We start from the raw sequence: 26,949 nt of genomic DNA, 5'->3' as shown, positions 1-26,949 counted from the left end.
TCTTTTTAGTCCGTTGTTAAAAAGAATTATACCTTTTTAAACAGCAACGAGCCATTAGTACCGCCAAAACCAAATGAATTACATAGTGCGTAATCCAATTTAGCGTCACGTGCAGTGTGCGGTACATAATCTAAATCGCAGCCCTCATCAGGGTTATCAAGATTGATAGTCGGGCTTACTTTCTGATCAACCAGTGACAAGATAGTAATGATCGACTCTACCGAGCCTGCCGCACCTAACAAGTGACCCATCATTGATTTAGATGAACTTACCATCACATCTTTCGCTGCATCACCAAAAATAGTTTTAACGGCAGATGTTTCGGCTTTATCACCTGCATTAGTCGATGTACCGTGAGCATTAATGTAGCCAACTTGGTCTGCATTAACTTTTGCATCGTTTAGTGCATTTTCCATCGCAAGTGCTGCGCCTGCACCGTCTTCAGGTGGAGACGTCATGTGATATGCATCACCACTCATACCAAAACCGACCAGTTCAGCATAGATTTTCGCGCCACGAGCTTTAGCATGCTCATATTCTTCCAGTACGATAACACCTGCACCATCAGCTAGCACAAAACCATCACGGTCTTTATCCCAAGGGCGTGATGCTGCTTGTGGATCGTCGTTACGAGTTGATAATGCACGTGCTGCGTTAAAGCCACCCATACCAATTGGTGTCGATGCTTTTTCAGCACCACCGGCTACCATTGCATCTGCATCGCCGTATGCAATCATACGCGCAGCATGACCAATGTTATGCAGGCCTGTGGTACAGGCTGTAACGATTGAAATATTTGGACCACGTAAACCGTGCATAATCGATAAATGACCAGAGATCATATTGATAATGGTCGAAGGCACATAAAACGGAGAAAGCTTACGCGGACCGCTGTTTAATAGTTTAATGTGATTTTCTTCAATTAAAGTTAAACCACCGATACCAGAACCCACTGCTACTCCAACACGAGTGGCGTTTTCTTCAGTGATCTCTAGACCAGAATCTTGTAGTGCTTGTACACCCGCTGCAATGCCATATTGGATAAACAAATCCATTTTCTTTGCATCTTTCGGTGACATGTAAGCTGATGCATCAAAGTCATTCAGCAAACCTGCGAATTTGGTGCCGAAACTTGAGGTATCGAAATGCGTGATAGTTTGAATACCACTTTTACCGTTTAACAAACCTTGCCAAGTAGATTCAACATCATTACCTAGCGGTGTCAACATTCCTAAGCCAGTTACGACGACTCGACGTTTAGCCACGGGTTGCCTCCAATAAGGAAATTATTTTAGGTGGGGTGTATACCAAATTTATTAGTATCATTCTTCAGATAGACTAAGGGCAGCGTAATGCTGCCCTTAAAATCAAAATGCGTAAAATTACTCAGCGTGAGCTGTAACGTAATCGATTGCAGCTTGAACTGTAGTGATCTTTTCAGCTTCTTCGTCTGGGATCTCAGTGTCGAACTCTTCTTCAAGAGCCATTACTAGTTCTACAGTATCAAGTGAATCAGCACCTAAGTCATCTACGAAAGAAGCTTCATGTTTTACTTCTTCTTCTTTAACACCTAGTTGCTCAATGATAATTTTCTTTACGCGTTCTTGGATGTCGCTCATTCTTCTTTCCTTTATTAAAAACGCCAATGCGTTATTTTCAGATTGCGGCGTAGTTTACGCCGCATAATTCTGTGATTCAAGGATTTGCTGATAATAACTTATCTGGTCAAACCTCTTGATTGGTATTTGTTCATTTATCGCTTATTTTCACAGCGAATTCAAGTATGTTTAAAGCAAGATCACAAAAAATTCAATATTTTTCGATAAACTTTCGTTAGCTTTTTCAAGCTAACTTTCATTAAACCATATACATCGCACCATTTACATGCAATGTTTCACCTGATACATACGCCGCTGCATCTGACGCTAAATAACACACTGCTGCTGCGATTTCGTCAGGTTGACCAAGGCGACCTGCAGGTACATTTGCAAGCGTAGCTGCTTTTTGCTCTTCAGTCAGCTCGTCAGTCATATCGGTTTGAATAAAACCTGGTGCAACAACGTTTACTGTAATACCACGTGATGCAACTTCTCGCGCTAATGACTTAGTAAAACCAATTACACCCGCTTTCGCTGCAGCATAATTAGCTTGACCCGCATTACCCATCGTGCCCACGACAGAACCGATATTAATGATACGGCCGTTTTTCTTTTTCATCATAGGGCGTAAAACAGCCTTAGATAAACGGAAAATTGAGCTTAGGTTAGTATCGATGATGTCATCCCACTCACCGTCTTTCATACGCATTAACAAGTTATCGCGAGTGATACCAGCATTGTTAACTAATACGTCGATATCACCTAAATCAGCCTTTATAGCAGCAAGTGTTGCCTCAATCGACTCAGGTTCTGTAACGTTAAGGGCATAACCTTTACCGTTGTCACCTAGGTATTCACTGATTTTAGCAGCACCTGATTCGCTTGTTGCAGTACCGGCTACTTTTGCACCTTGTGCAACTAACGTCTCTGCAATCGCTTTACCAATACCGCGGCTTGCCCCAGTGATTAGGACAACTTTGCCCTCAAGAGAAAATAAATTTGTCATTCTATTCCTACTTATTTCGCTTCATCAATAGCAGCTTGCGTATTAACCGCAGCGCATACCATTGCTTTATCAATTCGTTTCGCAAGACCCGTAAGTACTTTACCTGGGCCAAACTCGTAACTTTGTGTAATACCTTGTGCAACTAATGCCTGTACTGTCTCAGTCCAGCGTACTGGGCTGTAAAGTTGACGTACTAATGCATCTTTAATTGCCTCGCTTGACTGCTCAGCTTTTACATCAACGTTGTTGATGACATCACAATTAGGTGTATTAAATGTTAATGCAGCTAAATCAGCAGCTAATTTCTCAGCGGCTGGTTTCATTAGTTCACAGTGAGAAGGTACACTTACTGCCAGTGGTAAAGCGCGTTTAGCACCTGCTTCTTTACATGCTTCTGATGCACGTTCAACCGCGGCTTTATGCCCTGCAATAACAACCTGACCAGGTGAGTTGTAGTTAACTGGTGAAACAACTTCACCATTTGCTGATGCTTCACACGCTGCTTTAATTTCGTCGTCACCTAAGCCGATGATTGCAGCCATAGAACCAACACCCGCAGGTACTGCTTCTTGCATGTATAAACCACGATTTTCAACGAGTTTAACGGCTTCGCTTAAGCTTACAACGCCAGCACAAACTAATGCTGAATACTCGCCTAAGCTGTGACCAGCCATAACAACCTCAGCATCAGGGTTTGCATCTAACCATTGACGGTAAATAGCAACACTAGCAGTTAAAAGTGCTGGTTGTGTACGATGGGTTTGATTTAATTCTTCTTCTGGACCATTTAGTACAAGCGCAGCGAGATCATAGCCAAGAGCCTCAGATGCTTCAGCAAATGTTGCTTTAGCAATTTGTGAATCAGCTAATAGTTCAGATAACATACCCACAGTTTGTGAGCCTTGACCTGGGAATACGAGTGCAATTTTATGTGCCATACTTTGCTCTTATAATTAAACAAAAAAATATTCTGTAGCAGGCAGCATAACAAGTTTTAACTATGCTGCACTACTTTGTTGTTGGATGTGTTTGCTCAAAAATCGCAGCGATTTTTTCAGGGAGTTGGCGTTCGACTTCCCGCGCGGCTTCATCAATAGCAGCATGAAATGCCTTCGCAGAGGCATTACCATGGCTTTTAACAACAATACCGCGCAATCCTACCAGACTTGCGCCGTTATACTGGTCGGGGTTCACCCGTTTGTAGAGCTTTTTTATTACTGGGCGCAGTAAAAAAGCCAAACTTTTGTATAAGAAATGTTTGTGTAAGGCTTTGGTGAGTTTATGCATAATAAGCTTGGCAATACCTTCACAGGTTTTAAGTGCCACATTACCTACAAATCCTTCGCACACAATTACATCGGCTTTGCCACTGAAAATATCACTGCCTTCGCTATACCCTGTATAGTTGAGATATTTACACTGCTGCATTAATTGTGCAGCTTGTTTTATTCCTTCATGCCCTTTGATGTCTTCAGAGCCAATATTTAATAAACTGACCCTTGGGTTTTCGCAATCAAGGGCCTGCCCTGCCACCACAGAACCCATAATGCCAAATTGATAAAGTGTTTGCGCATCACAATGCACATTCGCCCCTAAATCAAGTAAGTAAACAGGTGTTTTCCGTTCAGTTGGAACAGCAGAAATAAGGGCAGGACGTTTTACACCTGGCAGCATTTTTAATACGTAATGCGCCATAAAAAACAACGCGCCCGTATTACCGGAGCTTACACAGGCTTGCGCTTCACCCGATTTAACTAAATCGAGGGCAACTCGCATTGATGAATCTTTTTTAGAACGAACCGCTGAAGCAGGCTCACACGCATTTGTGACAACTTCGCTACAATGGCGAATAATTAAACGAGGATGAGATAACGAATCGAGTGCTTCGAGTTCTTTTAAAATAACTTGCTGATTACCACATAAGATGAGTCTTAAGTTGGTATTAGCATTTACCGCGTTAACGGCAGCGGGGATAGATGAACGGGGGCCATAATCGCCCCCCATCATATCTAACGCTATGGTTAGATTGGTCAGCATATAGCAATCTCTTAGTTAGAAATTACTTTAACGCCTTTGTAGTAACCGTCAGCAGTTACGTGGTGACGACGATGAGTCTCACCAGAAACTTGATCTACAGTTAAAGTTGGACCATTGATCGCATCGTGTGAACGGCGCATGCCGCGTCTTGCACGAGACTTTTTGCTTTTTTGTACAGCCATTAGTCTTCTCCTAAGAATCTTTCTTAAGTTGTTTCAAAATATCAAATGGATTTGGTTTGTCATCTTCTGCTGCTAATTTACCAAAGCTTGAAGGCTCTGATGAATAACTGCACGAGGCTTCGTTGTGTGTAGGCACTATTGGAATAGCTAAAATCAATTCGTCTTCGATTAACTCAAACACGTTGATTTCACCGTTTTCGTCCAGTTCTACTTCATCGTAACCTGCAGGAAGATGATCTGACTCTGCATCCAAACCGACTGGCGAATACACAAAGTCTTGATCCAAATCCAACCCTAAATCACCATTACAGCGTTGACAAGTAACAGTTACATGTGTTGATAAGTTACCACTTATCACTACCAAACCTTGCTCATCAATTTTGCAATGAATCTTTACCGCTATTTCACCTGCTTCCTCCTGCACAACTTGCTCTAAACGAGAAAGTTTTTCAAGCGGAACAATACCGTCATAAGATAAACGATGTTGTGCTGCTTTGCTGGGATGAAGAGTGATGGGAATTTTCACCTTTTGCATAGGGGCTGCATCATATAGATAGTTAGTAAGTTAGTCAAAGTAAAAAACCATTTTTAGTCGGTTTTTAACGATCTTCCGCTTTGTTTTCGGGTTCATTGTGGCTTATCCTTGGCGAAATACAATTTTCATCCAGAATTTTTTATGAAACCAACACTTATATTAGCCTCAAGCTCACCATTTAGACAGCAATTATTAACTAAGTTCAACTTACCTTTTCAAAGTTTCTCTCCAGAAATTGATGAATCCCCTATCGCGGGTGAAACACCTGAGCAACTAGTAAAGCGTTTAAGTGAACAAAAAGCGCGTGTAGCAACACAGCATTTTGATGAAGGTTTAGTAATAGGCTCTGATCAGGTTGCAGTATTTAACAATGCGATTTTAGGAAAGCCCCACACTAAAGATAATGCAGTTGCACAGTTATCCTCATTCAGTGGTCATACGGTGACATTCTTAACAGGTTTGAGTGTTTTTGATGTCAAAAGCAATAAAGCTATCACTACTGTGGTGCCTTTCGAAGTGACATTCAAAACACTAACACTTGCGCAAATAAATGCTTATTGCGATGCTGAGCAGCCTTATAATTGCGCCGGCAGCTTTAAAAGTGAAGGGTTAGGTATTTGCTTATTTGAAAAGCTCAGTGGCGATGACCCAAATACACTGATAGGTCTGCCACTGATCACTTTAACTAAACTGCTGGCTGAATTTGATGTTGATGTGCTGATGCTTCAAGAGGCGTAGTTAAAACTTGCAGTAATTGTTGGTATGAATCAACAACACATAACGGCGTATGTTGTTCTAACTGCGCCTTACTATGGGCACCAAAACTGACACCAATACAGGCAATACCCGCAGCATTGGCCATTGCCATATCCAGTTGACTGTCACCAATCATCACAGCGTCGCGCTTAGCTATGTCTTGCTCGCGTAAAATTTGCTCAAGCATATCTGGTGATGGCTTCGACTTAGCATCGTCAGAGCACTTTACATTAACAAAGTACTTACCAAGGCCTGATTCTTTAAGTAACCTGTCTATACCTTCACGCCCTTTACCGGTAGCCACTGCCAATTGCATACCTGCGTCGCTTAGCTGATTTAATACCGTTTCTACATCAGCGAATAACGGTGTAGGTGTGACATCTAACTCACGGTATTGGGCTTTATAGCCTGCGACTAGCTCATCATTTAAATGTAAATGCGCCGGAAAAAGTGCTTCAGTCGCTTTGGCTAGCGATAAGCCAATCACATCTTTTGCTTGCTGCTCTGTTGGTATATCGATACCAAGCTGTTTGGCAGTATTTTGCAAACACGTAACAATTTTCGGCACAGAATCCATCACCGTGCCATCCCAATCAAAAATAACCAGCTTAAATTTGTTCATTATCAGCACGTAATTTTTTAATACAGTTACTTAACGCTTTATCTAATGGCGCTTCAACATGCATCGTTGTTTCGTTTTTAGGGTGCATAAAGCGTAAATCATGGGCATGTAAAAACAAACGATTTAAACCAGTCAGCTTATTCACGTACTGGTCAAACTCTGCGACACCGTATTTATCATCACAGGCAATAGGATGCCCCTTACATTGTGTATGCACACGAATTTGGTGAGTACGGCCAGTTACCGGAGACGCTTGCACTAATGAACACTCTGCATAACGCTCAAGCACACGAAAACGAGTATGCGATGGTTTACCTTCAGTGTTATCAACACGGACAACACGCTCACCAGACTTCAAGGTGTTTTTACGAAGACCCTCGGTGACATTTTTAGTTTTTGCATCCCACTGGCCATCCACTAATGCCCAATAGTTCTTTTCCATGGTTTTTTCACGTAACTGCTTGTGTAAATCGGTCAGTACTGAACGTCTTTTAGAAATCAGCAAACACCCTGAAGTGTCACGGTCCAAGCGATGAACAAGTTCTAAGTTACGCTCTTCTGGACGAAGTACACGCAGTGCCTCAATTAAGCCATAACTTAGGCCACTACCGCCATGCACGGCCATACCAGAAGGCTTATTAATCACCATCAAGTACTTATCTTCAAATAAAATAGCGTCTTCAAGCTGTTTAACTTTGTCGAGCTTTTTAGGTACGAACTCTTCTTTTTCAGCCACTTTGATTGGCGGGATTCTTACAACATCATCAAGTTGTAATTTATAAACTGGTTTTATACGCTTTTTATTTACTCGTACTTCGCCTTTACGAAGAATTTTATACACTGCACTTTTAGGCACACCTTTTAGGTGAGTAATAAGAAAGTTATCAATGCGTTGACCCAAATGGTCTTCACTGATGGTAACGAATGATACTTGTAAGCCGGTTTTTTCTGACATTGCCTAATCACTGATTTAAGTAAATAATTTAGTTGCTAACGCGGTTGTAATAGTGGGATAATCACTAACGCAACGTAAGTTTGCAATTAACAACGGTGCTTTTTATCACATTAATACATTCGTGATGCATATTCTGGGTTGCCGATCATACAGATCCGCGCTAAGTTTTCCAAAGCTTTTATAACTGCCCAGCCAACACGAGCGTTCAATTATCGGCGATGCGCGTAATATATTGCCTGCATAATTTGAGCACGAATGTTGATAAATGATTAAAAAAGCAATTGAACAGATAAATTGTCTGATAGTGACGACGTAAAAACGTCGTTCAGAATTTACAATTGTAGCAAGACATTGAATCACAATTTGAACATGGTCGACTTCTGGACAGAACTCGTAATAAAGAGCCGTAGATAAGAACGGCAGTTTTGGCACCAAAAAGAATTTAATAACGTGACAGCATGTTATTGTCAGCCACACCATAGACACGCTCAATGTATGCATACAATAAAGGTTTTTGACCTTAACCAGTCGTGAGATTGCACAAAAACAACCGTCAAAAGCTACTGAACAGACGAGATGAATCGTCATGTCAGCGACAGAATTAGTAGAGTAACAATATGAAACGTATGCTAATCAATGCGACGCAGCAAGAAGAAATGCGCGTTGCACTGGTTGATGGCCAGCGCCTGTATGATTTAGATATCGAAAGCCCAGGTCACGAACAAAAAAAAGCCAACATTTACAAGGGTAAAATTACCCGTATCGAACCATCTCTTGAAGCAGCCTTTGTTGATTACGGTGCTGAAAGACATGGTTTTCTGCCATTAAAAGAGATCGCACGTACTTACTTCCCACAAGGCTATACTTTCCAAGGTCGTCCGAATATTCGTGACGTAATTAAAGAAGGTCAAGAAGTCATCGTACAAGTTGATAAAGAAGAGCGCGGCCAAAAAGGTGCTGCGCTAACAACCTTTATCAGCGTTGCTGGCAGCTACTTAGTACTGATGCCAAACAACCCACGTGCTGGGGGAATTTCTCGCCGCATCGAAGGTGATGAGCGTACTGAATTAAAAGAAGCACTAAGCCGTTTAGAATTACCTAAAGGTATGGGCTTAATTGTTCGTACAGCCGGTGTTGGTAAATCATTTGAAGAACTTGAGTACGATTTAAAAGCACTGTTAGTTCATTGGGAAGCGATTCAACAAGCTGCTGACAGCGGCCCTGCTCCATTTTTAATCCATCAAGAAAGCAACGTTATTTTCCGCGCTATTCGTGACTATCTACGTCGTGATATTGGTGAGATTTTAATTGATAAAGCACGCGTATTTGAAGAAGCAAAAGCGCATATTGAGCGCTTCCGCCCTGACTTCATGAGCCGTGTGAAACTGTACCAAGGTGATGTGCCTTTATTCACACATTACCAAATCGAAAGCCAAATCGAATCAGCATTCCAACGCGAAGTTCGCTTACCGTCAGGTGGCTCAATTGTTATTGACCCAACAGAAGCATTAACGTCTATCGATATTAACTCATCAAAAGCCACAAAAGGCGGTGATATCGAAGAAACGGCGCTTAATACAAACTTAGAAGCGGCTGACGAGATTGCCCGTCAATTACGTTTACGTGATTTAGGTGGTCTTATTGTTATTGATTTCATCGATATGACTCCACCTCGTCACCAACGTGAAGTTGAAAACCGTTTAAAAGATGCAGCGCGTCCAGACCGTGCTCGTGTACAAATTGGTAAGATCTCACGCTTTGGTCTACTTGAAATGTCACGTCAGCGCTTACGTCCATCATTAGGTGAAGCAAGCCAAGGCCCATGTCCTCGTTGTAGCGGCCAAGGTACTATTCGTTCAAATGAGTCAATTGCCCTTTCAATTCTTCGTTTACTTGAAGAAGAAGCGATTAAAGACAACACATCGCAAGTTAATGCGCAAGTGCCTGTCGCTGTTGCCGCTTATTTGTTAAATGAAAAGCGCCGTAGCGTGCACCGTATTGAAAAGCGCCATAATGTTGATGTCGTAATTATTCCAAATCAGCATTTAGAAACTCCTCATTATGAAGTGGTTCGCTTACGCAAAGATGAAACAATTGAAACCGTAAGCTACGAGCAAGTCGTTGCGCCTGAACCAGAATCATTCGAAATGGCTAAATCACCTTCTGCACCTGTTCGTGAAGAACCTGTGTTAAAAGGTGTTGTTATGCCTACAACGCCTGCTCCTCAAGCTGCACCAAAAGCTGAACAACCGGCTCCTGCGGCTAAAAAGTCTGAAGGTGGTTTATTTGCTGCAATTGGTAAGTTCTTCAAATCGTTATTCAGCAATGCAGAAGCTGAAGCAGAAAAAGAGCAAGAAGAGAAAAAAGCAGCGCAAAGACGTAGTAACAATCGTCGCAACAACGACAACCGTCGCCGTAGCAACAATCAACGTCGTCGCAATTCTCGTAATAAGCGTCCTGATGATGCACAAGCTAAAGAAGAAAACACAAACACTTCGAATAAGCCTGAGCAAAAAGAAGGGAACGAGAACCGCAACAAACGTCGTCGTAATTCTAACAACAGAAAACGTAATGAAAAACGTAATGACGATGTAGAACAAACGACAAAAGACACTGCTCAAGAAAAACAATCTGAGCAACCTAAAGAGACAAAGCCTAAGGTTCGTCGTCAACGTCGTAACTTGCGCAAAAAAGTTCGCGTAACAAACGAAAACGCAGATGAATCAAATACAGTAAACACTACGACTGAAACAGTTGAGCAAGCAGCTAAAGCTGAGAAACCAGCTAAACCTGCAAAAGAAGCTGTAGCTGTTGAGACTGAACAGGCAGAACAACCTGTTGCTGAAAAGCAAGTACCTACAGAACCTGTAAAAGCTGACACTGAGCCTAAACAAGCAGAGCAAGCTGAATCAGTGGTTGAAACATCAACTGAAGAAGAGCAAGCCCAACCACGTACTCGCTCTCGTCGTTCGCCGCGTCACTTACGTGCCGCTGGTCAACGTCGTCGTCGCCCAGAGCACGATGAAAAATCGAGTGATGAGAAAACTGATGCACCAGCATTCATCCCAGTTGCAGATCAAGCTGCTGCTGAATATGAAGCTGAACTAAAGGCAAAGCAAGCTCAAACTGAAGAACCAGTAAAAGCTGAAGAACCAGTAAAAACTGAAGAGCCAGTGAAAGCTGAAGAACCAGTACAAACTGAAGAACCAGTACAAACTGAAGAGCCAGTACAAACTGAAGAACCAGTACAAACTGAAGAACCAGTACAAGCTGCAGAACCAGTAAAAGCTGAAGAGCCAGTAAAAGCTGAAGAACCAGTACAAGCTGAAGAACCAGTACAAGCTGAAGAACCAGTACAAGCTGAAGAGCCAGTACAAGCTGAAGAGCCAGTAGAAGCTGAAGAACCAGTAAAAACTGAAGAACCAGTACAAGCTGAAGAGCCAGTACAAGCTGAAGAACCAGTACAAGCTGAAGAACCAGTACAAGCTGAAGAACCAGTACAAACTGAAGAACCTGCTAAAAATGAGAAAACAATTTTAGTGAAAGGTTCAGCAAGCGCTGCAATGGCTAAACCTGCACCAGTTGCAGATAGTGAGCCACAGCCTACTCCGGCAGCCATGTCGCATGATAAGCGTGTTGCTATTCCAGACAGCGGCTTACGTGCAGGTTCAATAAAGCCTGCAGGAAAAGCAAGTGCTGAAATGGCAAAAACAATGCTAGTAGACTAATAAGCTTCAGCAAATAAATGAAGCCGCGTTATCAACATAACGCGGCTTTTTTATTTTTACTGAGTTACATAAATACCAACGCACTTAATAAGTGTATTAACGGCCTAACTTAAATTTCAACCTTATTGATCTGAACTTGTGGTTGTAAGTTTGTAAAGTTCGGTAAATCTGCAAGGATCTCCTCTGCATGGGGGCTAAATGAATCCTCAAATGCTTTTAAAGAATCAAACATCAAATGTCCAATCGCGATAAAGGCAGGTTTTTCATTAATAGTCCCGCCCGATAAACCAGAGTCAACACTCACTCCAATCAGCGCGTCTCCCAATAACCCTGAGACTAGTGGGAAATGAGTATTTACATAATAATTTATGTCAAAGAATGCCTTGTCACTATTAGGATACATAACACTTACTTTTATCATTGTTTTCACCTTTAGTTATAAAGTTAACCCTAGAGCCAAACACACATAAAACCTAAATAAGGTACATCAAACCTACTGTATGTTGGGTAAAGTTACAATGGCCTTTTAAGATGGGATTTATAAACTAAGTTAGTTGATAACGCTGACTACAGAGCAATAGTAAGTTAACGAAAATACACAAAGGCAATGCAAATACTGTGTAAAATTAAAGGCCTTGCGGCCTAATGTAAGAATTAGCTTAAAGATATACGCCTAGTGCCTATTTCATTGGCTGTACCACCGACAATCACTTTCTTAATTTGCTTATTATTAGATTCAACTGACGCGGTAATTAATGAAGAACAGCCCATTGCTCGACCTTGCTCAAATACAAAGTGATTATTCGAATTTATAAAAACATGCTTTGTTAAATAACAGGCTAGCGCCCCACTCGCACTACCTGTTGCGGATTCCTCCGAAATACCAAATAAAGGCGCAAAATTGCGGCAGCTTGCAGTTATAGGGGTTTGCGTGTTTTCAAGCTCAAAGGCGTGAATGCCTACAACATTATGTATTTTACTAAAATCAGCAATCAAAGAGTCATCGCAACTAATTTTATCGAGTGTACCAAAAGGGACAGGCACAATTATATCTGCCAAGCCTGTTGATATAACCTCAATAGGCATCTTGGTTGATGATAATACACTCACATCAATCCCGATTAATTTTGCTATCTCATCGTATCTGAACGTGCCTAAAAACTGCGGTAATGCTTGCTCCATGGTAACTAGGCCACTTTCATCAATGCTGACACCAAGTAAACCTGCTTTGGTTCTCTGTGTATAGCTACCTGCTTTAACAAGGCCATGTCGAAACAAAGTTGAAAACACAGCGAGTGTCGCATGACCACAAAAATCGACTTCAGTCGTGGTCGTAAAAAATGATACCGCAAAATCAGCTTCAGGATCGCGTGAAACAAACGCCGTTTCTGAAAAGCCAACTTCTTGAGCTATTGCTAATTTCTGACTGTCAGAAAGCTCATCGGCATTTAAAACAACACCTGCAGGATTCCCACCGCTCCCCTGTGCAGTAAAGGAGTTAACTAAAAAGACATTAATATTTTTCAAATCGATTTCTCATTGTGGATATAACGACTGTGACTGAGTGCGTGACATCAGCTTTTCAATTTCAGCAATCACCATATCAGGCTCATCATTTTGTACAAAGTGATAACTATTACTGGTTAGAACACTTTCTCCTTGCGGAAATTGCGCAGCCCACTCTGAATGAAGTTTCCCCCAAAGCTCCCTTCCTTTATCGGTAAAAAATAAAAGTGGAGGGTTAGCAAACTTTTTAACAGAAGCAATGACTGTAACGGGTATATCAGGAATGTCAGGATAATCAGGTAATGGACGCTTAGACCAAAAATCCAAATACTGATTTGACATTCCATTCGCAAGATCGTCTAACTTTACCTGTGCTATCTCTTTTTCTGCTTGTTGCAAATCTATCTGGCGCATAATATCAACATCATGTTCAGACGCAGGCTCAATTAACATCAGTGCAGAGAGCTTACCTGGATAACGTGAGGCAAAAACCCTTGCTATATAAGCACCATATGAGTGAGCAATATAAATAACAGGTTCATTTATATTCAGCGCTGTCAGTAAGGTATGTGCTTCATCTGCATATTCTTCAGAACTGTAGTTTTTAGTTACTTTTTCGGAGCCGCCATTGCCAATACGCGAATATCTAATCACCTTAGCTTTACTTGATAATTGTTCAAATATCGCATCCCAATCAGATAAACCTGCCGAACCACCCGCCTCAAGAAAAAGAGTGTGTTGGCCATGGCCTTTTATTTCGTATTCAACCTTATAGCCGTTCACTTTTACAAAACCCGTTTTAGCTACAGAACTAAACGTAACAATTGCCAGCAATAAAATGCATATTGATTTCACTTGTTATCCTTATATATTCGTCAGTGATTTATTAGATCTTCCACTGTAATATTACTTTTATACGTAAAGACAATGCTTTGCCGCTCTGTTATTGCAAATAAAGCGACGCACCTTATACAGCTTGAACATGATTACCAGTAACCAAAAGTTATCACTATATTCATTACTAAAATCATGAGTTCATATACTATTTTCTTTTCTTGTCCTCAATATAGCTTTTAACGTCCAATAAGATTAGAAAAAGTACAAATGATCCACACCACATAGCAAAGACCCATACCGCAGGCAATAACTCAGACCAACTGGTTATATTGATTACTTGATAATAAAACACACCTAATGAAATTAATGGCAATATGAATAGAGAATAAAAAAGCAAAATAATTGAACGGGACAATAGTTTTTGATAAATATTTTCTGTTTTAGATCTAATCTCCACCAGAGCAAAAACACATTGCGTGGCTATAAAAAGCATAAATACTTGCAAAAAGCTCCAGCCTATAGCTGCTAAAACTGCAATCCATTGCATATATTTCTCCATAAAATTAGTGAGTTACGTAGAATATTACTACAATTCTGCCTTAGGTAGCTAACACTGTTTTAAAAACAACCAAGAGTGGTCAGTGAAAGCGATAAAAAAAGCCCAACTACGGCAACAGCTGGGCTAAGAAATAACAACTCACAGTAAACCTAGTGCTAACCTTCTTCTTGCTCCATAAAACGCTGCAACTGATCTTTCAGATTAGGCGGAATGCCTTTTATCACAAGCGTATCAGTTGCTTCGTTGTACGTCACACGTTCACCTAAATGTTTACGCTCAAAGCTGACACTTACGCCACCACCCATACCTGAAAATTTCACCATGCTGGTGACGGTCTTTTTATCTACAGGGAACGATTCTTCTAAGTCGTAGCTCTGCTCCTGGCAAAAGCTTTCAAATGGACTATCGTCATTTTTGGATAGTGTAGCCGACAGCTCTTTAACATTGGCATCTTCCCCTGTCGTTACGCAGTCATTACAATAATCAAAAACTTGTTTGCGTAGCTCGTCTTTTTCTGACTTATCGTATTGCTGCTCTGATAAATAATCTTCTACGGCATTTAGCATCACTTGGCTTTGTTGCTTAGGATCAATTCCCTCTTCGCAGCCTAAAAAGTCTAAAAAGAAATCTGCAACTTTGCGACCCGCACGACCTTTAATGAAAGAAATATAACGATTATCCTCTGGTTGCGTATCCCATGCGGTTAAGTCAACACGTGCAGCCAATTGCATACGAGAAATATCTAAGTGACGCGATGATGCTAAATCAAGCTCAGACGTAATTGAGTAATGCTCTTTAATGTTGATCATAGCAATTAACAGGAAGTCACTTGCCACATACTGATAATGACAAAAAACTAAATAACCTGTTTCATTAAAGGCATACTTATTGAGCTCTTCCTTTAATACGTTAGTTGCTTGCTCGGTCATATGCCAAAAGCCGAGCTCATCATTGCGATAGCTTTGCATCGCCGATGCAACCACACTGTTTTTATCACCGCTAAACGCGCAATAACCTTTACCCGGTTTTCCATTGTATGCATGGTGTAACTGTTCAATAAATACAGCGACTTTGTCGTTAACAACCATCTCATCATTGCGTAAATGAATTTCTGTATCGTCGTCCTTTTTGTCTACATAATGAACGACTAATTTTTTAACATCTATTGTCATCTTTGTTTTTCACGCCTCTGGTGTTAAAATACGGGAATATAACTCTTTTTATCGAACCAACTGATGCCTATCATATCAAAATATTCCAATGACCAAGTAGAACAAATCGTTGATCAGCTGATTGATGTACTGACAGAGCATAAAGCGCCTGTTGATTTAAGTCTTATGTGTTTAGGAAATTCTATCACGCATATTTTAAAAGAGCATGTCCCGTCAGAGAAAAGACAAGCTGTTGCCGACAACTTTGCAAAAGCATTAGCACAGTCGGTTAAATAATATTTATGAATTTATCGCAACAAAGTCAATTCTCATCAAAAGTAAGTCAGCTTTTAAGCTGGGGGCACTGGTTTACCTTCGCAAATATCGGCTTAGTGTTATTTATTAGTCTGAGTTATTTATTTGCAGACAGCGCACCGACCACCTTTATGGGGGTTGTATATATGTTGGTAACCTGGTTAAGTCATACCAGCTTTATTACTTTTATTGCCTTTGTTTTAACGATATTTCCATTAAGTTTAGTCTTTCCATACCCGCGACACATACGCGGTATGGCTGCACTTATAGCCACTGTTGGGGCATCACTTTTAACACTTGATGCCTATGTCTATTTTAATTTAGGGTATCACTTAAATTCATCTGCATTACCTGAAATTGTCTCATTGTTATGGCATCGTTTAACCAGTTCTCCTGCACTTACAACCTTACTTGCAGGCGGTATTGTGCTGCTTATTCTCGCGTTTCAGTTACTTGTGAGTAATTATACTTGGCATCATCTTGCCCGTTTAAAGCAATACAAATTCGCACGTTATGCAACTAGCACTATTTTAGTGTGTTTTGCACTCAGCCATAGTATTCATATCTGGGCTGATGCTAACTTAAAGTTTGATATTACCAAACAAGATAATGTACTCCCGCTGTCATACCCAACAACAGCCAAAAGCTTATTAGCTAAAAACGATTTACTCGATATAGAAAGCTATAAAGAAGCGCACGATGTCAGGCTCGACCCTCATAACGTTGGCTATTTACCACCTTCGCCTATTGAACAATGTAGTGTAGAGACTGCCGCTAAAGTAGATATTTTAGTCTTTTCAGATAATCAAGCATTAGAGCAGTTTGTAGCCGGTGAGCCGACTTTACGCAAAACGGACTTATTTCTTCAACCTATTGAAACAGAAGACACACTATTTAGTTTGTTATACGGCTTACCTGCTTTTTATAAAGCCCCTATTATTACTAATCAGCAATTGCCGCTATGGGTTAATGAAAAACGTTCATTGCATGTAGAAGGCTTTAATCAATTCGATTATGTGAATATTACTCAGTCAGATGCCGCCGTTAGACTCATTAATGCGTCGAACACAACCAACGTTCGTGAAGATGCAACCACCATTTTTGCATTTAGCCTAGCACAGCAAAACAATGGTATTGTTACAACTTCAAGACTTTATAGCTCAGATAAAAAAGTTGTCCAAACTGACGGACTTATTCAGCCAAGTGATATTATCGCAACAAGCATTGGTCAATATCTTGGATGCCAAAGCTTAGCTAAACAAACAATGCTGGGTAGTAATTTGTATAAACGCCATGACGACACAGGTGTAAACTATTCTCAAAATGTCTTTATTGCATTTAAAAAGGATCGGATCACACTAATAGATTCAGATGGCAACTTTAAAAATATATCGGCCGCACAGGGTTTTGCTATTGAGCAAGGACTCGACATTCCATTTTTAGTACAGAGCATAAAAAAACTAAAACGCTTTACCCCTTAATATGCTAAAAATGACGGCTTAATTATAGTTACTCAACACTATTAATTTAGAGGACATGGATGTCATGAAAGCCGTAATCCTTTTTTTATTTAGTTTTCTGTTTTTTATCTACCCTACAAAACAGTTTGCAGCTCAATACTATAAGTGTACGACAGATAAAGGCACTATTTTTAGTCAACAACCTTGCGGTAGCCGCGCAACTAAACACACCATCAATGTAACTGACCCTAATATTGAAGCACCGAAAGACTTTGTTAAGCAGTTAAACGAATTAGAGCGCCAGCAAATTGTTCGTAACCTTGAGGCTGAAATACGCAGTAATAAACACAAGCTTGCCATTTTAGACCGTGAGCGTGATCGCGCCCAATTTCGGCAAGAGCAACGCCTTAACAGAATATTATCTGATCAAGACAAAAAGCTAATCGAAAAAGACATCAAGCAACAGCTAAAATCAATTAATAAGCAATACAAACAAGATGTTGACGTGTTAACTAAAAAACTCGCTAGATTAGAAAAAAAGTTAAAGCGATATAATTAGTTATGTTTAACTATTGGGTTTCATGATTAAATAACATATTCTTAACACGCTAGAGTTAAAGCTCTAATATAAGTGTATTGAGTTTTTAAGAAGGGGTTTATATGCAACCACAACATATTGCAGAGCTAATTTTATCTGGCTTTCGCAATCACTATAAACTTTTTCAAGCAATAACAGCTAAAGCCCCCTATGCCTTTGCTCAGCAAAATTGGCAAAAGATTAATGAAATTAGCAAACTCAGGATCAGCCATTACGATGATCGGGTAAACGAAACAATTACAAAACTAAAATCGTTAAACGAGCAGCAAATCATCGAGCTTGATCAAACATGCTGGTTAGAAACCAAGCAAATCTATCAACATTTTTTAAGTTTCCACCCACAAGCAGAGCTTGCCGAAACATTTTATAACTCCGTTTTTTGTCGACTATTTCATCGTCGCTACTTTAACAATGATTTTATTTTCGTCGAAGCAACACTCGCTGATGCACCTGCTCTTCCTGTTGAGGCTGAGTATAGAAGCTATTTTCCTGTCGTTGATGGCTTAAGACCGACTATTCGCAAAATCATCACCCAATTTGATTTTAAAGCGCCATTTGTAGATTTAGAACGCGACATCCGCCTATTGGTAAAGGCCTTTTATAAACAAGCACCCGATACACACCATCAAGCGTGGCAAATGCGTTTTGATATCCTGCAAGCACCTTTTTACCGTAATAAAGCTGCCTACATTGTTGGTCGTGTGGTGTCACAAAGTGGTGTGCAGCCTTTCATTATTGCTGTTTTACACCATGAAGACAAAGGCCTGTATCTGGATGCGCTACTGACCAAGTCATCACAAATGCGAGTTATTTTTGGCTTCGCACGTGCTTATTTCATGGTTGAAACCCATGCGCCATCGGCACTCGTTCGCTTTCTAAACCAACTTATGCCAAATAAGACCTTAGCGGAACTATACAATGCTATTGGCTTTCACAAACAAGGCAAGACAGAATTCTATCGTGAATTTTTAAGTCACTTAAACCATTCTAAAGACAACCTCGTTATAGCCCCAGGTACACCGGGGATGGTGATGATGGTATTCACCCTCCCCTCGTTTGGTTACGTATTCAAAGTGATTAAAGACACCTTTGGCGAAAGCAAACCGTTTGGCCGTGATACCGTATTGAAACGCTACCAACTCGTTAAAAGCCATGACCGCGTTGGTCGAATGGCAGATACAATAGAGTATTCGAACGTCGTATTTCCTCTTGCTCGCTTTGATAGTAAATTACTTGAAGAATTACATAAAACAATTGGCTCTTCGATGATTATTGAGGGCGAGTGGCTGATTATTAAACATTTATATATTGAAAGGCGAATGACGCCCCTTAATATGTACCTTGAGAATGCCACTGAGCAACAAGCGTTTGAAGCCATTGAAGAGTACGGCCAAGCTCTAAAAGAAATGATTGCCGTCAACATTTTTCCAGGTGACATGCTCTTAAAAAACTTTGGGGTGAGTAAACACAATCGCGTTATTTTTTACGATTACGATGAAGTTCAGTATTTAACTGATATGAACTTTAGAGCATTGCCAAAAGCAAAATCATATGATGATTATTTAACAAATGAGCAAAGCTACTCAGTTGCGCCACAAGATGTTTTCCCTGAACAATTATGCACCTTTGTCACGGCAAACCCTGTATATAAGCAATACTTGCTGAGTACTCATCCAGAGCTTGAAGACCCAGAGTTTTGGCAACAAGCGCAAAAGAATATAAAACAAGGCAAGGTGAGTCATATTTACCCGTACCCTGCCGGACAACGGTTTATCCATTATTGGTAAACACTAAGGACATGCAATGAATATAAGTAAAATAGATTTAAACTTACTTGTTTACCTCGATACGCTGCTAAGGGAGTGTAATGTAACAAAAGCAGCCAATCAGCTGAGTATTACTCAGCCAGCAATGAGTAACGGCCTCAAGCGTCTTCGCAATTTATTTAACGATCCTATCTTAGTTCGCACCAGTGAAGGTATGGTTCCAACTGAACGAGCTAAAGAACTGCAACCTGTGATCCGCGGCATTTTAATGACGTTAGAAGAAACGCTTGCCCCTAACCGCGAATTTGAAGCATCGCAAAGTAAGCGAGTCTTTCGTATCATGGCCAGTGACTACGCTGCAAGCACCCTCGCACCACGCTTATTAAGTAAATTACACGAAGAAGCACCAGACACAACACTCGATATCTTAACACCAAGCGATGTGACCTTTCATGATGTTGAAAACGGTAAAGTTGATATGGCTATAAATCGCTTTGAAAACTTACCACAATCATTTCATTATAAGCAGATTTGGAAAGATAGCTTTTGTTGCTTAGTAAAAGCCGATAATCCTATTATTGAAGACTTTAGCCTTGATAGCTATTTAAAAGCCCGCCATATCTGGGTAAGTAAAACAGGCTTTGGTGTTGGCGTGGGTATGGACCCTAAAGATGTGCAAAAGCTTGGCTGGGTAGATGAAGCACTTGCTCATTTTGGTAAGCACCGTAATATTGCAACCTTCACACGTAATTATCATGTAGCCATTCACTTAGCAAAAGAACAAAACCTGGTTGCAACTCTGCCTTCAAAAGCAGCCAATATATACCTAGATGACCCCGGTTTAACGATTCTTGAACCACCCTTCCCAATTCCTCCATTTGAGCTCGATATGATCTGGAGCCCTTTATTACACCGTGATGCCAGTCACATATGGTTACGTCAAAAAGTGGCTGAAGTCGCAGATGAGCTTAAGTAACATTTTACCTATTAATCTGTAATTATTGCTGATGTTTGCTCTCTCGAGGACACATCAGCCCCTTTCTTATCTCTTTATAATTTTACAAACCATTGAAAATAAAGACCTTATATATAATTGACGACTATGGAACGTGTCTTGCTCTAATTTACGTGCATTGTTTTTAAGTTATTAAATTTAAATTTTAAAGAGGTCATTATGCAAACACATCAAGGACATGACGTTCATCATATTGCAGATATCATTCAAGTTATGAACAGTGGTATCGATTTTTATGAAAAAGCACAGGAAAAGGTTGAAGATCCAGCCATAATTGCACTATTTCAACGCATGATAGATGCTCGTAAAGTAAGTATAGAGCGCTTACAACCTTACGCCATCAATGAAACAGGTGAACGCGAAAATGGCTCTGCATTTGCTGTAGAAGCACGTAAAGCCTATACCGCGTTAATCACTAAACTTGGCGCTGATAAAGATAAAACCTACGTTGATGAGCTTGAAGAAGTTGAAGACAAAACACTTGCTGAAATTAAGCATGCTCTCGACAGGCCTCAGCCACACGACTGTGAAGCAGCGTTATCAAAAACACTGCTTACTATTCAAAGCTGTCACGCTGAAATGAGTAAGCTTAAAAAACACTAACTTGCTAACTAATCAAAGCCCAGTTCAGCTGGGCTTTTATCTATTTAGATATTGGTTTGTATTTTACCTGAAAATTTAACAATTAGATTTGGGTATCATCTGAAAGACAACTAAGAACTAATTCACCATCCGTAGTTCGTTCTTTGCCAAAGTTCGGCTAAGGTCCAATAGCTGACATAAGCCATAACTCGTCCTGCCCCCTAAATCCGTTAGATCAAATGTTCTATAAAGTGTAGAGGCGTATATTTTCCCTATAAATATAATCCGATTAATGAGGATGGAGCGGTACTCGTTGTGGCTAAGAATAAATTGAGTGCCGGAATTTCCTGTTGCTTCCGGACTAATACTAGCACTTCCAGCAATTTCCATGGAACATATTCAGAAGCACCGTGATTGAGTGACTTCGATTGAGTCTGATTGCGATAAAGTTAGGATTAATTCTTATAAAATCGGAAATAACCGTCTATAAAACAAAATGGACTTCCTTTTTTGTCATACAAAACTTGATCTTCCCCTGAAACTCTTGAGACCTATTGCGATAATCATATGAAAGAGCATAATATCAGAAGATTATGTATTAGGTGTTGATATGGCGAAGAAAAGAAAGCGCAAGAAAGGGTTAAGTCTTCAATCAAAGATAGTTAGACAAGTTGTAGGGTTGAAGAAAAAAACTTCGCCTAACACTACTAGAATTAAACTGTCCTCAATTAGAGGGTTGCCTGAAAAAGAAGCATTTCACCAACTTTGCAACATGCTTGCAAAGCCTGAGCTTAGAGATAGTGCTATAGATTGTAAGTTTCCTACTGATTTTCACATCAAAAGCAATTTGAGGTATATGGATTCACCACATGGTTTAGATTTCGATATTGCTTTTGAATGTCAGATTTTAAAGTCCTTTGCTTCTGAAATAGCAAGATTTTTAAAGCTTTCAGAAGAATATGATGCATTAATATTGTTGTCTGATTTAGATGGAGCTGAAGTTAAGTTACAAGAGATTTTTGACAGTTTCGGATACAGCAACTGGTATATATCATCTAAGCTTAATCTTTTTTACGAAAGAGGTTTACATAGTGAATCCGAATTATTTAGAAATGAGGTGATTGAATTCTTTTCTACTAATGGTTCTGACAGCTTATCTGAGGTGTATTCCAATTATCCATTTATTAGATGTGATAAGAGTGTTTCATTTGAAAGGTATTCATTTTCAATTCAGCATCAATCTGAGGAGTTTGGGGCTAAAGGAAATAATGATCTAATCTACTTCTCTCATTTCTTCTCTCCTTCAACAAAATATGATGATTACTCTGGCGTAATTTATGAAAACTCAGCAAGCAACATAGTAGACAGGTTTTTGGGATTTAGGAGAGTCTTATACTCTCTTTTCTTAAATAACGTGAAGTTGTTTAAGTATTTAGACTCAATTGAAAGCCTTGCAAAAGCGGTCAACGATAAGCCACTTAGAAATATTTCTGTCTTAATTACAAAGTCAAACGCAATTGCAGATAATTTTGATAATGAATTGCTAAGAGTTTGCGACTTATATGTAGAAGGAAAATACGATGATGTGGTTGTTGAGTCAGAAAGAATACTATCAACAAGACCTAGCTTTGTTTCGATAAATGAAATTTACATTAAATCCTTAATTAGATGTGGGCTGAAGTCTAGCTTAAATAATCTACTTGGTAGTATATTTAATGAGATCATTGATTTATACACTACTTCTGATAAAAGGAAGTCTATAGTAACTCTCCAAAAATATTTCCTTAGGTTCTACCATACAGACTGGTCATATTTTATAAAACTTCACTGCGACAAGTTCTCCCACGGCCCCGAACAATTAAATGTAGAGAAATTATATGGCTACATTGATATATATAGCTCTGTATTTAATCCGTTTACTAAACTAGAAAACTCTTTAGAACTGGAGTTTAAAAATATTTCCCAAAGGGTACTACTTAACCCAGACGAAAGTTTGGAAAGCTTTGAATTGATTGACGACAATAGAATGCTCAAAATTATCGGTGATAGTCACTACAAAGATCTTAATTTTGGTAACTGTATCGAATATTATGATGAATTAAGTCGAAGTTCAGATTTCCTATTTTCCGAACATGCACAATCAAAATTGATTTCTTGCAATTACAATTTAGGACTGTATAACAAAGCTATTCATAGCTTATCCCGCTTAATTGTTGATGGAAAAGGACAGAACTTACTACCTGTAAAAGAAATATATGATTATATTTATAAGGAAGATAAGTCAGGTCTATCCGAGCTTGAGCTGATAGATAGAGCTATAGTTTGTGACCAATATTATAAACTTCTAGGAAATAAAGGTGGTGAAATATTAGGTCTAATTTGTGAAGATATATTGGATCTGATGGGTATTGAAGATGTAAATAGTATTCAAATCCCTATTGGTGAGGAGTTTGCATACTTCTTTAGCGAAGTTCTTACTCCAGCAGCATTAGAAAAAATAGATATATTCGAGTCATCTGAAGAGGTTTATATATTTAGATTCTATATAATTAAGTCCTTACTTGTTAAATTAGATAACAATGAATTAAGAGAGGATTTATTCAGAAACTTAGAGAAGTTAATTAAAGAAACCTGTATTACTGAGTGTGGGCTAGGAAAAATAGAGGTTGACTTTCTTTCAGTTAAGAACACTGTAATTAAACGTCTCAGCAACACTTTCGACTCATTAAAAATATCTGAGAAGAAAAAGGTTAGTGATAGTGATTATACTGAATTAGTGACCAAAAAAGGCACTTTCACTGTTAGTAATAATGAATATTTCGTTGATATTTTAGATTTTTACCTTCAAGTTAGAGATGTTTTTACTTTGAGTCCTACTAATGGTTTAGACTATTTTCTAAATATGAATATCAGACATGGTGGTATTGTAAAGCTACTATGGGGGCCTGCTAAGAAACATAATCTATGTTACTTAAAAACAGATAAAGGATATTTTGAAAAAAATCAGTATTGGTTTGATCAAAATCCATATATGACACCTAAGACTAGAATAGAATTAGATAATGCTTTTCGAGATTTTTCTATTGGTCTTGACACCAAAATACAACAAATTAAATCACATATACACATTAACACTGGCGAGTTCAATGATAATGAAAAAGCTTTTAACTATTTTACTGACCAAGGTTTTATAGAAAGACTAATGGATAGTATAAACAACGACTCTTTAGTTGAGGAGATTGTAGAAGAAATAATAGACAATTTAATTGAAATAACTGACGAATCCTTAGCCTCCTTAAAAGATTATATCGATGGTGACTTCCGTAGTGGCATTAATCAACTCTTTGATACCCTTAAAGGAGTGGTAGTATCATCTAGATATAGGTTTGAAGAACTTACTAGGATAATAAGGCTTGCGCAAAGAGAGATAAATGAAAAGGTAGATGAGTTGATGGGCTGGATGGAGTGGAAAAACGAAACCAGTCAGAGTTTTCTCCTAGGGTCTTCTGTTGATGCCGCAAAGGAAATGATACTTGAATTGCATCCAAATAGACAGGTTGATATTGAATTTCAAGATATAGATAAGAAATTCATAAAAGGTGAACACTTTAGAAAATTCGTTATGATTTTCTTGATTCTGATTGATAATGCTGTTGTTCATACAAAGGAAGAAGAGGTAGCAAGTTTATTAATCAATATTGATAGTAAGGATGGTTTCATTATGCTTACTATATCAAATAAGATTGACCCGGATGATAACAGAATTAGTGTAGAAAAGCTCAGGGCTATAAATAACAAGATAAACTTAGCCTACATTGATGATGCCAATAAAGAATCAGGAAGCGGACTCTTTAAAATTAAGAAAGTCATTTCCAACGATATCAAGGTAGATAATATTATTGAACTAGAGCTGACTGGGCTTAATTTTAGTGTTGCAATACGCATGGAAGAAAGAGGTGTTTTTGATGAAAAATATTAATATTCTAATTGCAGAAGACCAAGAAGATAAATCAAATTCCATAGTTGCAGTTCTAAGGGGCAAGTATCCAGATTCTAACTTTGAGTATTCAGTATCTTATTCTGGAACAGCTAAAAAAATAAAAAACCAACAATTTGATATCATCATACTTGATATGTCGATGCCTAATTTCGACCCTAAACCTGGAGAAAGGCCGTCACTAAAAGCTCTAGCAGGTAAGGATATAATGACTAAAATGCAATATCGAAAGGTATCAGTTCCTGTAATAGTAGTTACTCAGTTTGATATCTTTGGACGTCATAGTGATGCAATAAGTATCGATAAGTTAAGTGATGACTTAAAGAAAGACTTTCCAAAAATATTTAGAGGATGCGTCTATTACAATCCCCAAAGTAAAAGTTGGGAGCAAGAGTTATTAAAGGTAACAAGTGAAATAATCAATGGGTAAGTATCTAATAGTTGAAGATAACCTTGATAAGTTCGAGGAAATAAAATGCGAATTGTTAAAAGGCAATATTAGTAATAATCATATTAAACATGTCGTTTCCGTTAATGAAGCTACTACTCTTTTAAAATCCAATATTTATTCAATGGTGGTTTTAGATTTGAATCTACCTATGACGAGAAAAGGGAAGCCGGTCGAAAATGGTGGTATAACACTGCTAAGTAAATTGAAAGGAAGTTCAAATAAATACAACCTACCACAACAAATTATTGGTTTAACATCATACGAAAACTTAAAAAAAGAACAAAGTTCAGAGTTTGAGAGTCTTTGCTTTTCTTTATATGATTTTGAACTAAGTGATTGGAAAGTTGCTTTACAGAACAAAATCGCATGGGAGGTATCATCGAGTACTTCTAAGCCTAGAATAACAGGGAAAGATATTATTTTTTCTGTACATGGAATTAGAACTTTAGGTCATTGGCAGAATAAATTAGAAAGCTCGGTAAAGAACCATAACGACGAGCCTTTAGTTGAAAAGTATAGGTATAATTATTTCTCAGCAATCCAACTGCTTTTTCCTCGATATCGGGATAAAGTAATAAATGATTTATCTGATAAAATTGAGAAACTTGCAGAAAAATACCCAGATTCAAATTTTGTTGTATTCTCACATAGCTTTGGCACTTATGCGATAGTCAAAGCTCTTGAAAAATTGTCAGTTAGTTGTGAATTAAAGATAGATAAGCTTTTTTTGGTTAGTTCAGTTATGAAATCAGAGTACTGCTTCGAGAAGATGATAAAGAGATTTTCTATTAACAAGATTTATAACGAATGTGGGTATAATGATACTGTTTTACTATTAAGCCATTACATGTGTGTAGACATGGGAATGGCCGGTAGGAGTGGTTTTATTGGCACTAGTGTTATAAATCGATTTTATAAAGGCGGGCACGATTTTTTCAATAGGGATGACGGCTTCATTGATGAGTACTGGTTACCAGCAATTTTTGAAAGTGAAGGACAGCAATACGATGAGAGAAAATTTTCTTGCCTACGTGAAAATATCGAAATACTGTTATACACACGACACATACCAGTTTTATCGGTTGTTTTTCTTTCAGTTCTAACAATCTACTTATTGTTTTAGAATTTTGGGTACTCAATTGTAAGTTTGCCACACTTATACTTATTGGTCACGAACTCAATTAGTAAAGTCATAGACACGATTATGTCCAGAGAGGGTTTATCTACCAATCTGCTTCTCACTCATACACACCTGTCAGGTTTATTAATTCCTTTTAATCAAACCTGACAGAT

The 26,949-nt window shown here is 38.9% G+C and carries 25 protein-coding genes; 11 read left to right on the top strand and 14 right to left on the bottom strand.

Going from position 1 to position 26,949, the window contains the following annotated elements:
- Nucleotides 1-26: 26 nt before the first annotated feature.
- From fabF to yceD, 7 genes are all read right to left on the bottom strand, one after another.
- The gene (gene fabF, locus L3V38_RS04005; protein ID WP_130150018.1) at nucleotides 27-1,265 is read right to left on the bottom strand and encodes a beta-ketoacyl-ACP synthase II; all 1,239 of its coding nucleotides are present in this window, start codon (nucleotides 1,263-1,265) and stop codon (nucleotides 27-29) included.
- A 117-nt stretch (nucleotides 1,266-1,382) separates the two neighbouring features.
- Nucleotides 1,383-1,619, bottom strand: coding sequence for an acyl carrier protein (acpP, locus tag L3V38_RS04000; protein ID WP_016707440.1), 237 nt, complete (start codon nucleotides 1,617-1,619; stop codon nucleotides 1,383-1,385).
- Between the two features lie 238 nt (nucleotides 1,620-1,857).
- Nucleotides 1,858-2,604, bottom strand: a complete 747-nt coding sequence (fabG, locus tag L3V38_RS03995; protein WP_130150019.1) for a 3-oxoacyl-ACP reductase FabG — start codon at nucleotides 2,602-2,604, stop codon at nucleotides 1,858-1,860.
- Nucleotides 2,605-2,615: 11 nt separating this feature from the next.
- Nucleotides 2,616-3,542 carry an ACP S-malonyltransferase gene (fabD, locus tag L3V38_RS03990; protein WP_237118454.1) on the bottom strand — a complete coding sequence of 309 codons (927 nt, stop codon included), beginning with the start codon at nucleotides 3,540-3,542 and terminating at the stop codon, nucleotides 2,616-2,618.
- Between the two features lie 70 nt (nucleotides 3,543-3,612).
- Nucleotides 3,613-4,641: a phosphate acyltransferase PlsX gene (plsX, locus tag L3V38_RS03985; RefSeq protein WP_130150021.1), complete on the bottom strand. Its 1,029-nt coding sequence runs from the start codon at nucleotides 4,639-4,641 to the stop codon at nucleotides 3,613-3,615.
- Between the two features lie 11 nt (nucleotides 4,642-4,652).
- A complete protein-coding gene (gene rpmF / locus L3V38_RS03980) occupies nucleotides 4,653-4,823 on the bottom strand; it encodes a 50S ribosomal protein L32 (RefSeq protein WP_062569235.1) in 171 nt (56 codons plus the stop codon).
- 10 nt (nucleotides 4,824-4,833) lie between these two features.
- A complete protein-coding gene (gene yceD, locus L3V38_RS03975; RefSeq protein ID WP_130150022.1) occupies nucleotides 4,834-5,358 on the bottom strand; it encodes a 23S rRNA accumulation protein YceD in 525 nt (174 codons plus the stop codon).
- A gap of 141 nt (nucleotides 5,359-5,499) precedes the next feature.
- On the opposite strand from yceD, the gene L3V38_RS03970 reads away from it, so the two are divergent.
- Nucleotides 5,500-6,096 carry a nucleoside triphosphate pyrophosphatase gene (locus tag L3V38_RS03970; protein WP_237118451.1) on the top strand — a complete coding sequence of 199 codons (597 nt, stop codon included), beginning with the start codon at nucleotides 5,500-5,502 and terminating at the stop codon, nucleotides 6,094-6,096.
- Here the strand turns inward: L3V38_RS03970 and L3V38_RS03965 are convergent.
- Both L3V38_RS03965 and rluC read right to left on the bottom strand, forming a co-directional pair.
- Nucleotides 6,044-6,736 carry an HAD-IA family hydrolase gene (locus L3V38_RS03965; RefSeq protein WP_237118450.1) on the bottom strand — a complete coding sequence of 231 codons (693 nt, stop codon included), beginning with the start codon at nucleotides 6,734-6,736 and terminating at the stop codon, nucleotides 6,044-6,046. The two genes, L3V38_RS03970 and L3V38_RS03965, sit on opposite strands and share 53 nt — an antisense overlap.
- Entirely contained in the window at nucleotides 6,723-7,691 is a 969-nt protein-coding gene (gene rluC, locus L3V38_RS03960; RefSeq protein ID WP_130150025.1) for a 23S rRNA pseudouridine(955/2504/2580) synthase RluC, read from the bottom strand. The genes L3V38_RS03965 and rluC overlap by 14 nt, the downstream gene beginning before the upstream one ends.
- Before the next feature lie 617 nt (nucleotides 7,692-8,308).
- Between rluC and rne the strand changes: the two genes are divergently transcribed.
- On the top strand, nucleotides 8,309-11,419 hold the full coding sequence (gene rne / locus L3V38_RS03955; protein WP_237118448.1) for a ribonuclease E: 3,111 nt from the start codon (nucleotides 8,309-8,311) through the stop codon (nucleotides 11,417-11,419).
- Between the two features lie 109 nt (nucleotides 11,420-11,528).
- Here the strand turns inward: rne and L3V38_RS03950 are convergent, their stop codons facing one another.
- From L3V38_RS03950 to yejK, 5 genes are all read right to left on the bottom strand, one after another.
- Nucleotides 11,529-11,840, bottom strand: a complete 312-nt coding sequence (locus L3V38_RS03950; protein WP_130150027.1) for an EthD family reductase — start codon at nucleotides 11,838-11,840, stop codon at nucleotides 11,529-11,531.
- Nucleotides 11,841-12,073: 233 nt separating this feature from the next.
- Nucleotides 12,074-12,946 carry a PhzF family phenazine biosynthesis protein gene (locus L3V38_RS03945; protein ID WP_237118446.1) on the bottom strand — a complete coding sequence of 291 codons (873 nt, stop codon included), beginning with the start codon at nucleotides 12,944-12,946 and terminating at the stop codon, nucleotides 12,074-12,076.
- 9 nt (nucleotides 12,947-12,955) lie between these two features.
- Nucleotides 12,956-13,780: an alpha/beta hydrolase gene (locus tag L3V38_RS03940; RefSeq protein ID WP_237118444.1), complete on the bottom strand. Its 825-nt coding sequence runs from the start codon at nucleotides 13,778-13,780 to the stop codon at nucleotides 12,956-12,958.
- 187 nt (nucleotides 13,781-13,967) lie between these two features.
- A complete protein-coding gene (locus tag L3V38_RS03935; RefSeq protein WP_237118443.1) occupies nucleotides 13,968-14,309 on the bottom strand; it encodes a hypothetical protein in 342 nt (113 codons plus the stop codon).
- Nucleotides 14,310-14,476: 167 nt separating this feature from the next.
- Nucleotides 14,477-15,493, bottom strand: a complete 1,017-nt coding sequence (gene yejK / locus L3V38_RS03930) for a nucleoid-associated protein YejK (RefSeq protein ID WP_130150031.1) — start codon at nucleotides 15,491-15,493, stop codon at nucleotides 14,477-14,479.
- A gap of 63 nt (nucleotides 15,494-15,556) precedes the next feature.
- On the opposite strand from yejK, the gene L3V38_RS03925 reads away from it, so the two are divergent.
- From L3V38_RS03925 to L3V38_RS03885, 9 genes are all read left to right on the top strand, one after another.
- A complete protein-coding gene (locus L3V38_RS03925) occupies nucleotides 15,557-15,769 on the top strand; it encodes a DUF1414 domain-containing protein (RefSeq protein WP_054554702.1) in 213 nt (70 codons plus the stop codon).
- 5 nt (nucleotides 15,770-15,774) lie between these two features.
- Nucleotides 15,775-17,268, top strand: coding sequence for a DUF3413 domain-containing protein (locus L3V38_RS03920; RefSeq protein WP_130150032.1), 1,494 nt, complete (start codon nucleotides 15,775-15,777; stop codon nucleotides 17,266-17,268).
- Between the two features lie 64 nt (nucleotides 17,269-17,332).
- Nucleotides 17,333-17,806 (top strand): DUF4124 domain-containing protein, encoded by a 474-nt coding sequence (locus L3V38_RS03915; RefSeq protein WP_237118442.1) that lies wholly within the window; start codon nucleotides 17,333-17,335, stop codon nucleotides 17,804-17,806.
- A 101-nt stretch (nucleotides 17,807-17,907) separates the two neighbouring features.
- Nucleotides 17,908-19,632: a bifunctional isocitrate dehydrogenase kinase/phosphatase gene (aceK, locus tag L3V38_RS03910; protein WP_237114155.1), complete on the top strand. Its 1,725-nt coding sequence runs from the start codon at nucleotides 17,908-17,910 to the stop codon at nucleotides 19,630-19,632.
- 16 nt (nucleotides 19,633-19,648) lie between these two features.
- Nucleotides 19,649-20,587 carry a LysR family transcriptional regulator gene (locus L3V38_RS03905; RefSeq protein WP_062569248.1) on the top strand — a complete coding sequence of 313 codons (939 nt, stop codon included), beginning with the start codon at nucleotides 19,649-19,651 and terminating at the stop codon, nucleotides 20,585-20,587.
- Nucleotides 20,588-20,785: 198 nt separating this feature from the next.
- Complete coding sequence (locus L3V38_RS03900) at nucleotides 20,786-21,229, top strand: PA2169 family four-helix-bundle protein (RefSeq protein ID WP_237118439.1); 444 nt, start codon at nucleotides 20,786-20,788, stop codon at nucleotides 21,227-21,229.
- A 589-nt stretch (nucleotides 21,230-21,818) separates the two neighbouring features.
- On the top strand, nucleotides 21,819-25,187 hold the full coding sequence (locus L3V38_RS03895) for a hypothetical protein (protein WP_237118437.1): 3,369 nt from the start codon (nucleotides 21,819-21,821) through the stop codon (nucleotides 25,185-25,187).
- A complete protein-coding gene (locus L3V38_RS03890) occupies nucleotides 25,174-25,635 on the top strand; it encodes a response regulator (RefSeq protein WP_237118436.1) in 462 nt (153 codons plus the stop codon). Before L3V38_RS03895 ends, L3V38_RS03890 begins: the two co-directional genes overlap by 14 nt.
- Complete coding sequence (locus tag L3V38_RS03885; RefSeq protein ID WP_237118435.1) at nucleotides 25,628-26,779, top strand: hypothetical protein; 1,152 nt, start codon at nucleotides 25,628-25,630, stop codon at nucleotides 26,777-26,779. Before L3V38_RS03890 ends, L3V38_RS03885 begins: the two co-directional genes overlap by 8 nt.
- The last annotated feature ends 170 nt before the right edge of the window (nucleotides 26,780-26,949 follow it).

Source organism: Pseudoalteromonas sp. L1, from assembly GCF_021728095.1.
Taxonomy (GTDB): Bacteria; Pseudomonadota; Gammaproteobacteria; order Enterobacterales; family Alteromonadaceae; genus Pseudoalteromonas.
This window is presented reverse-complemented; position numbering and strand designations above follow the sequence as displayed.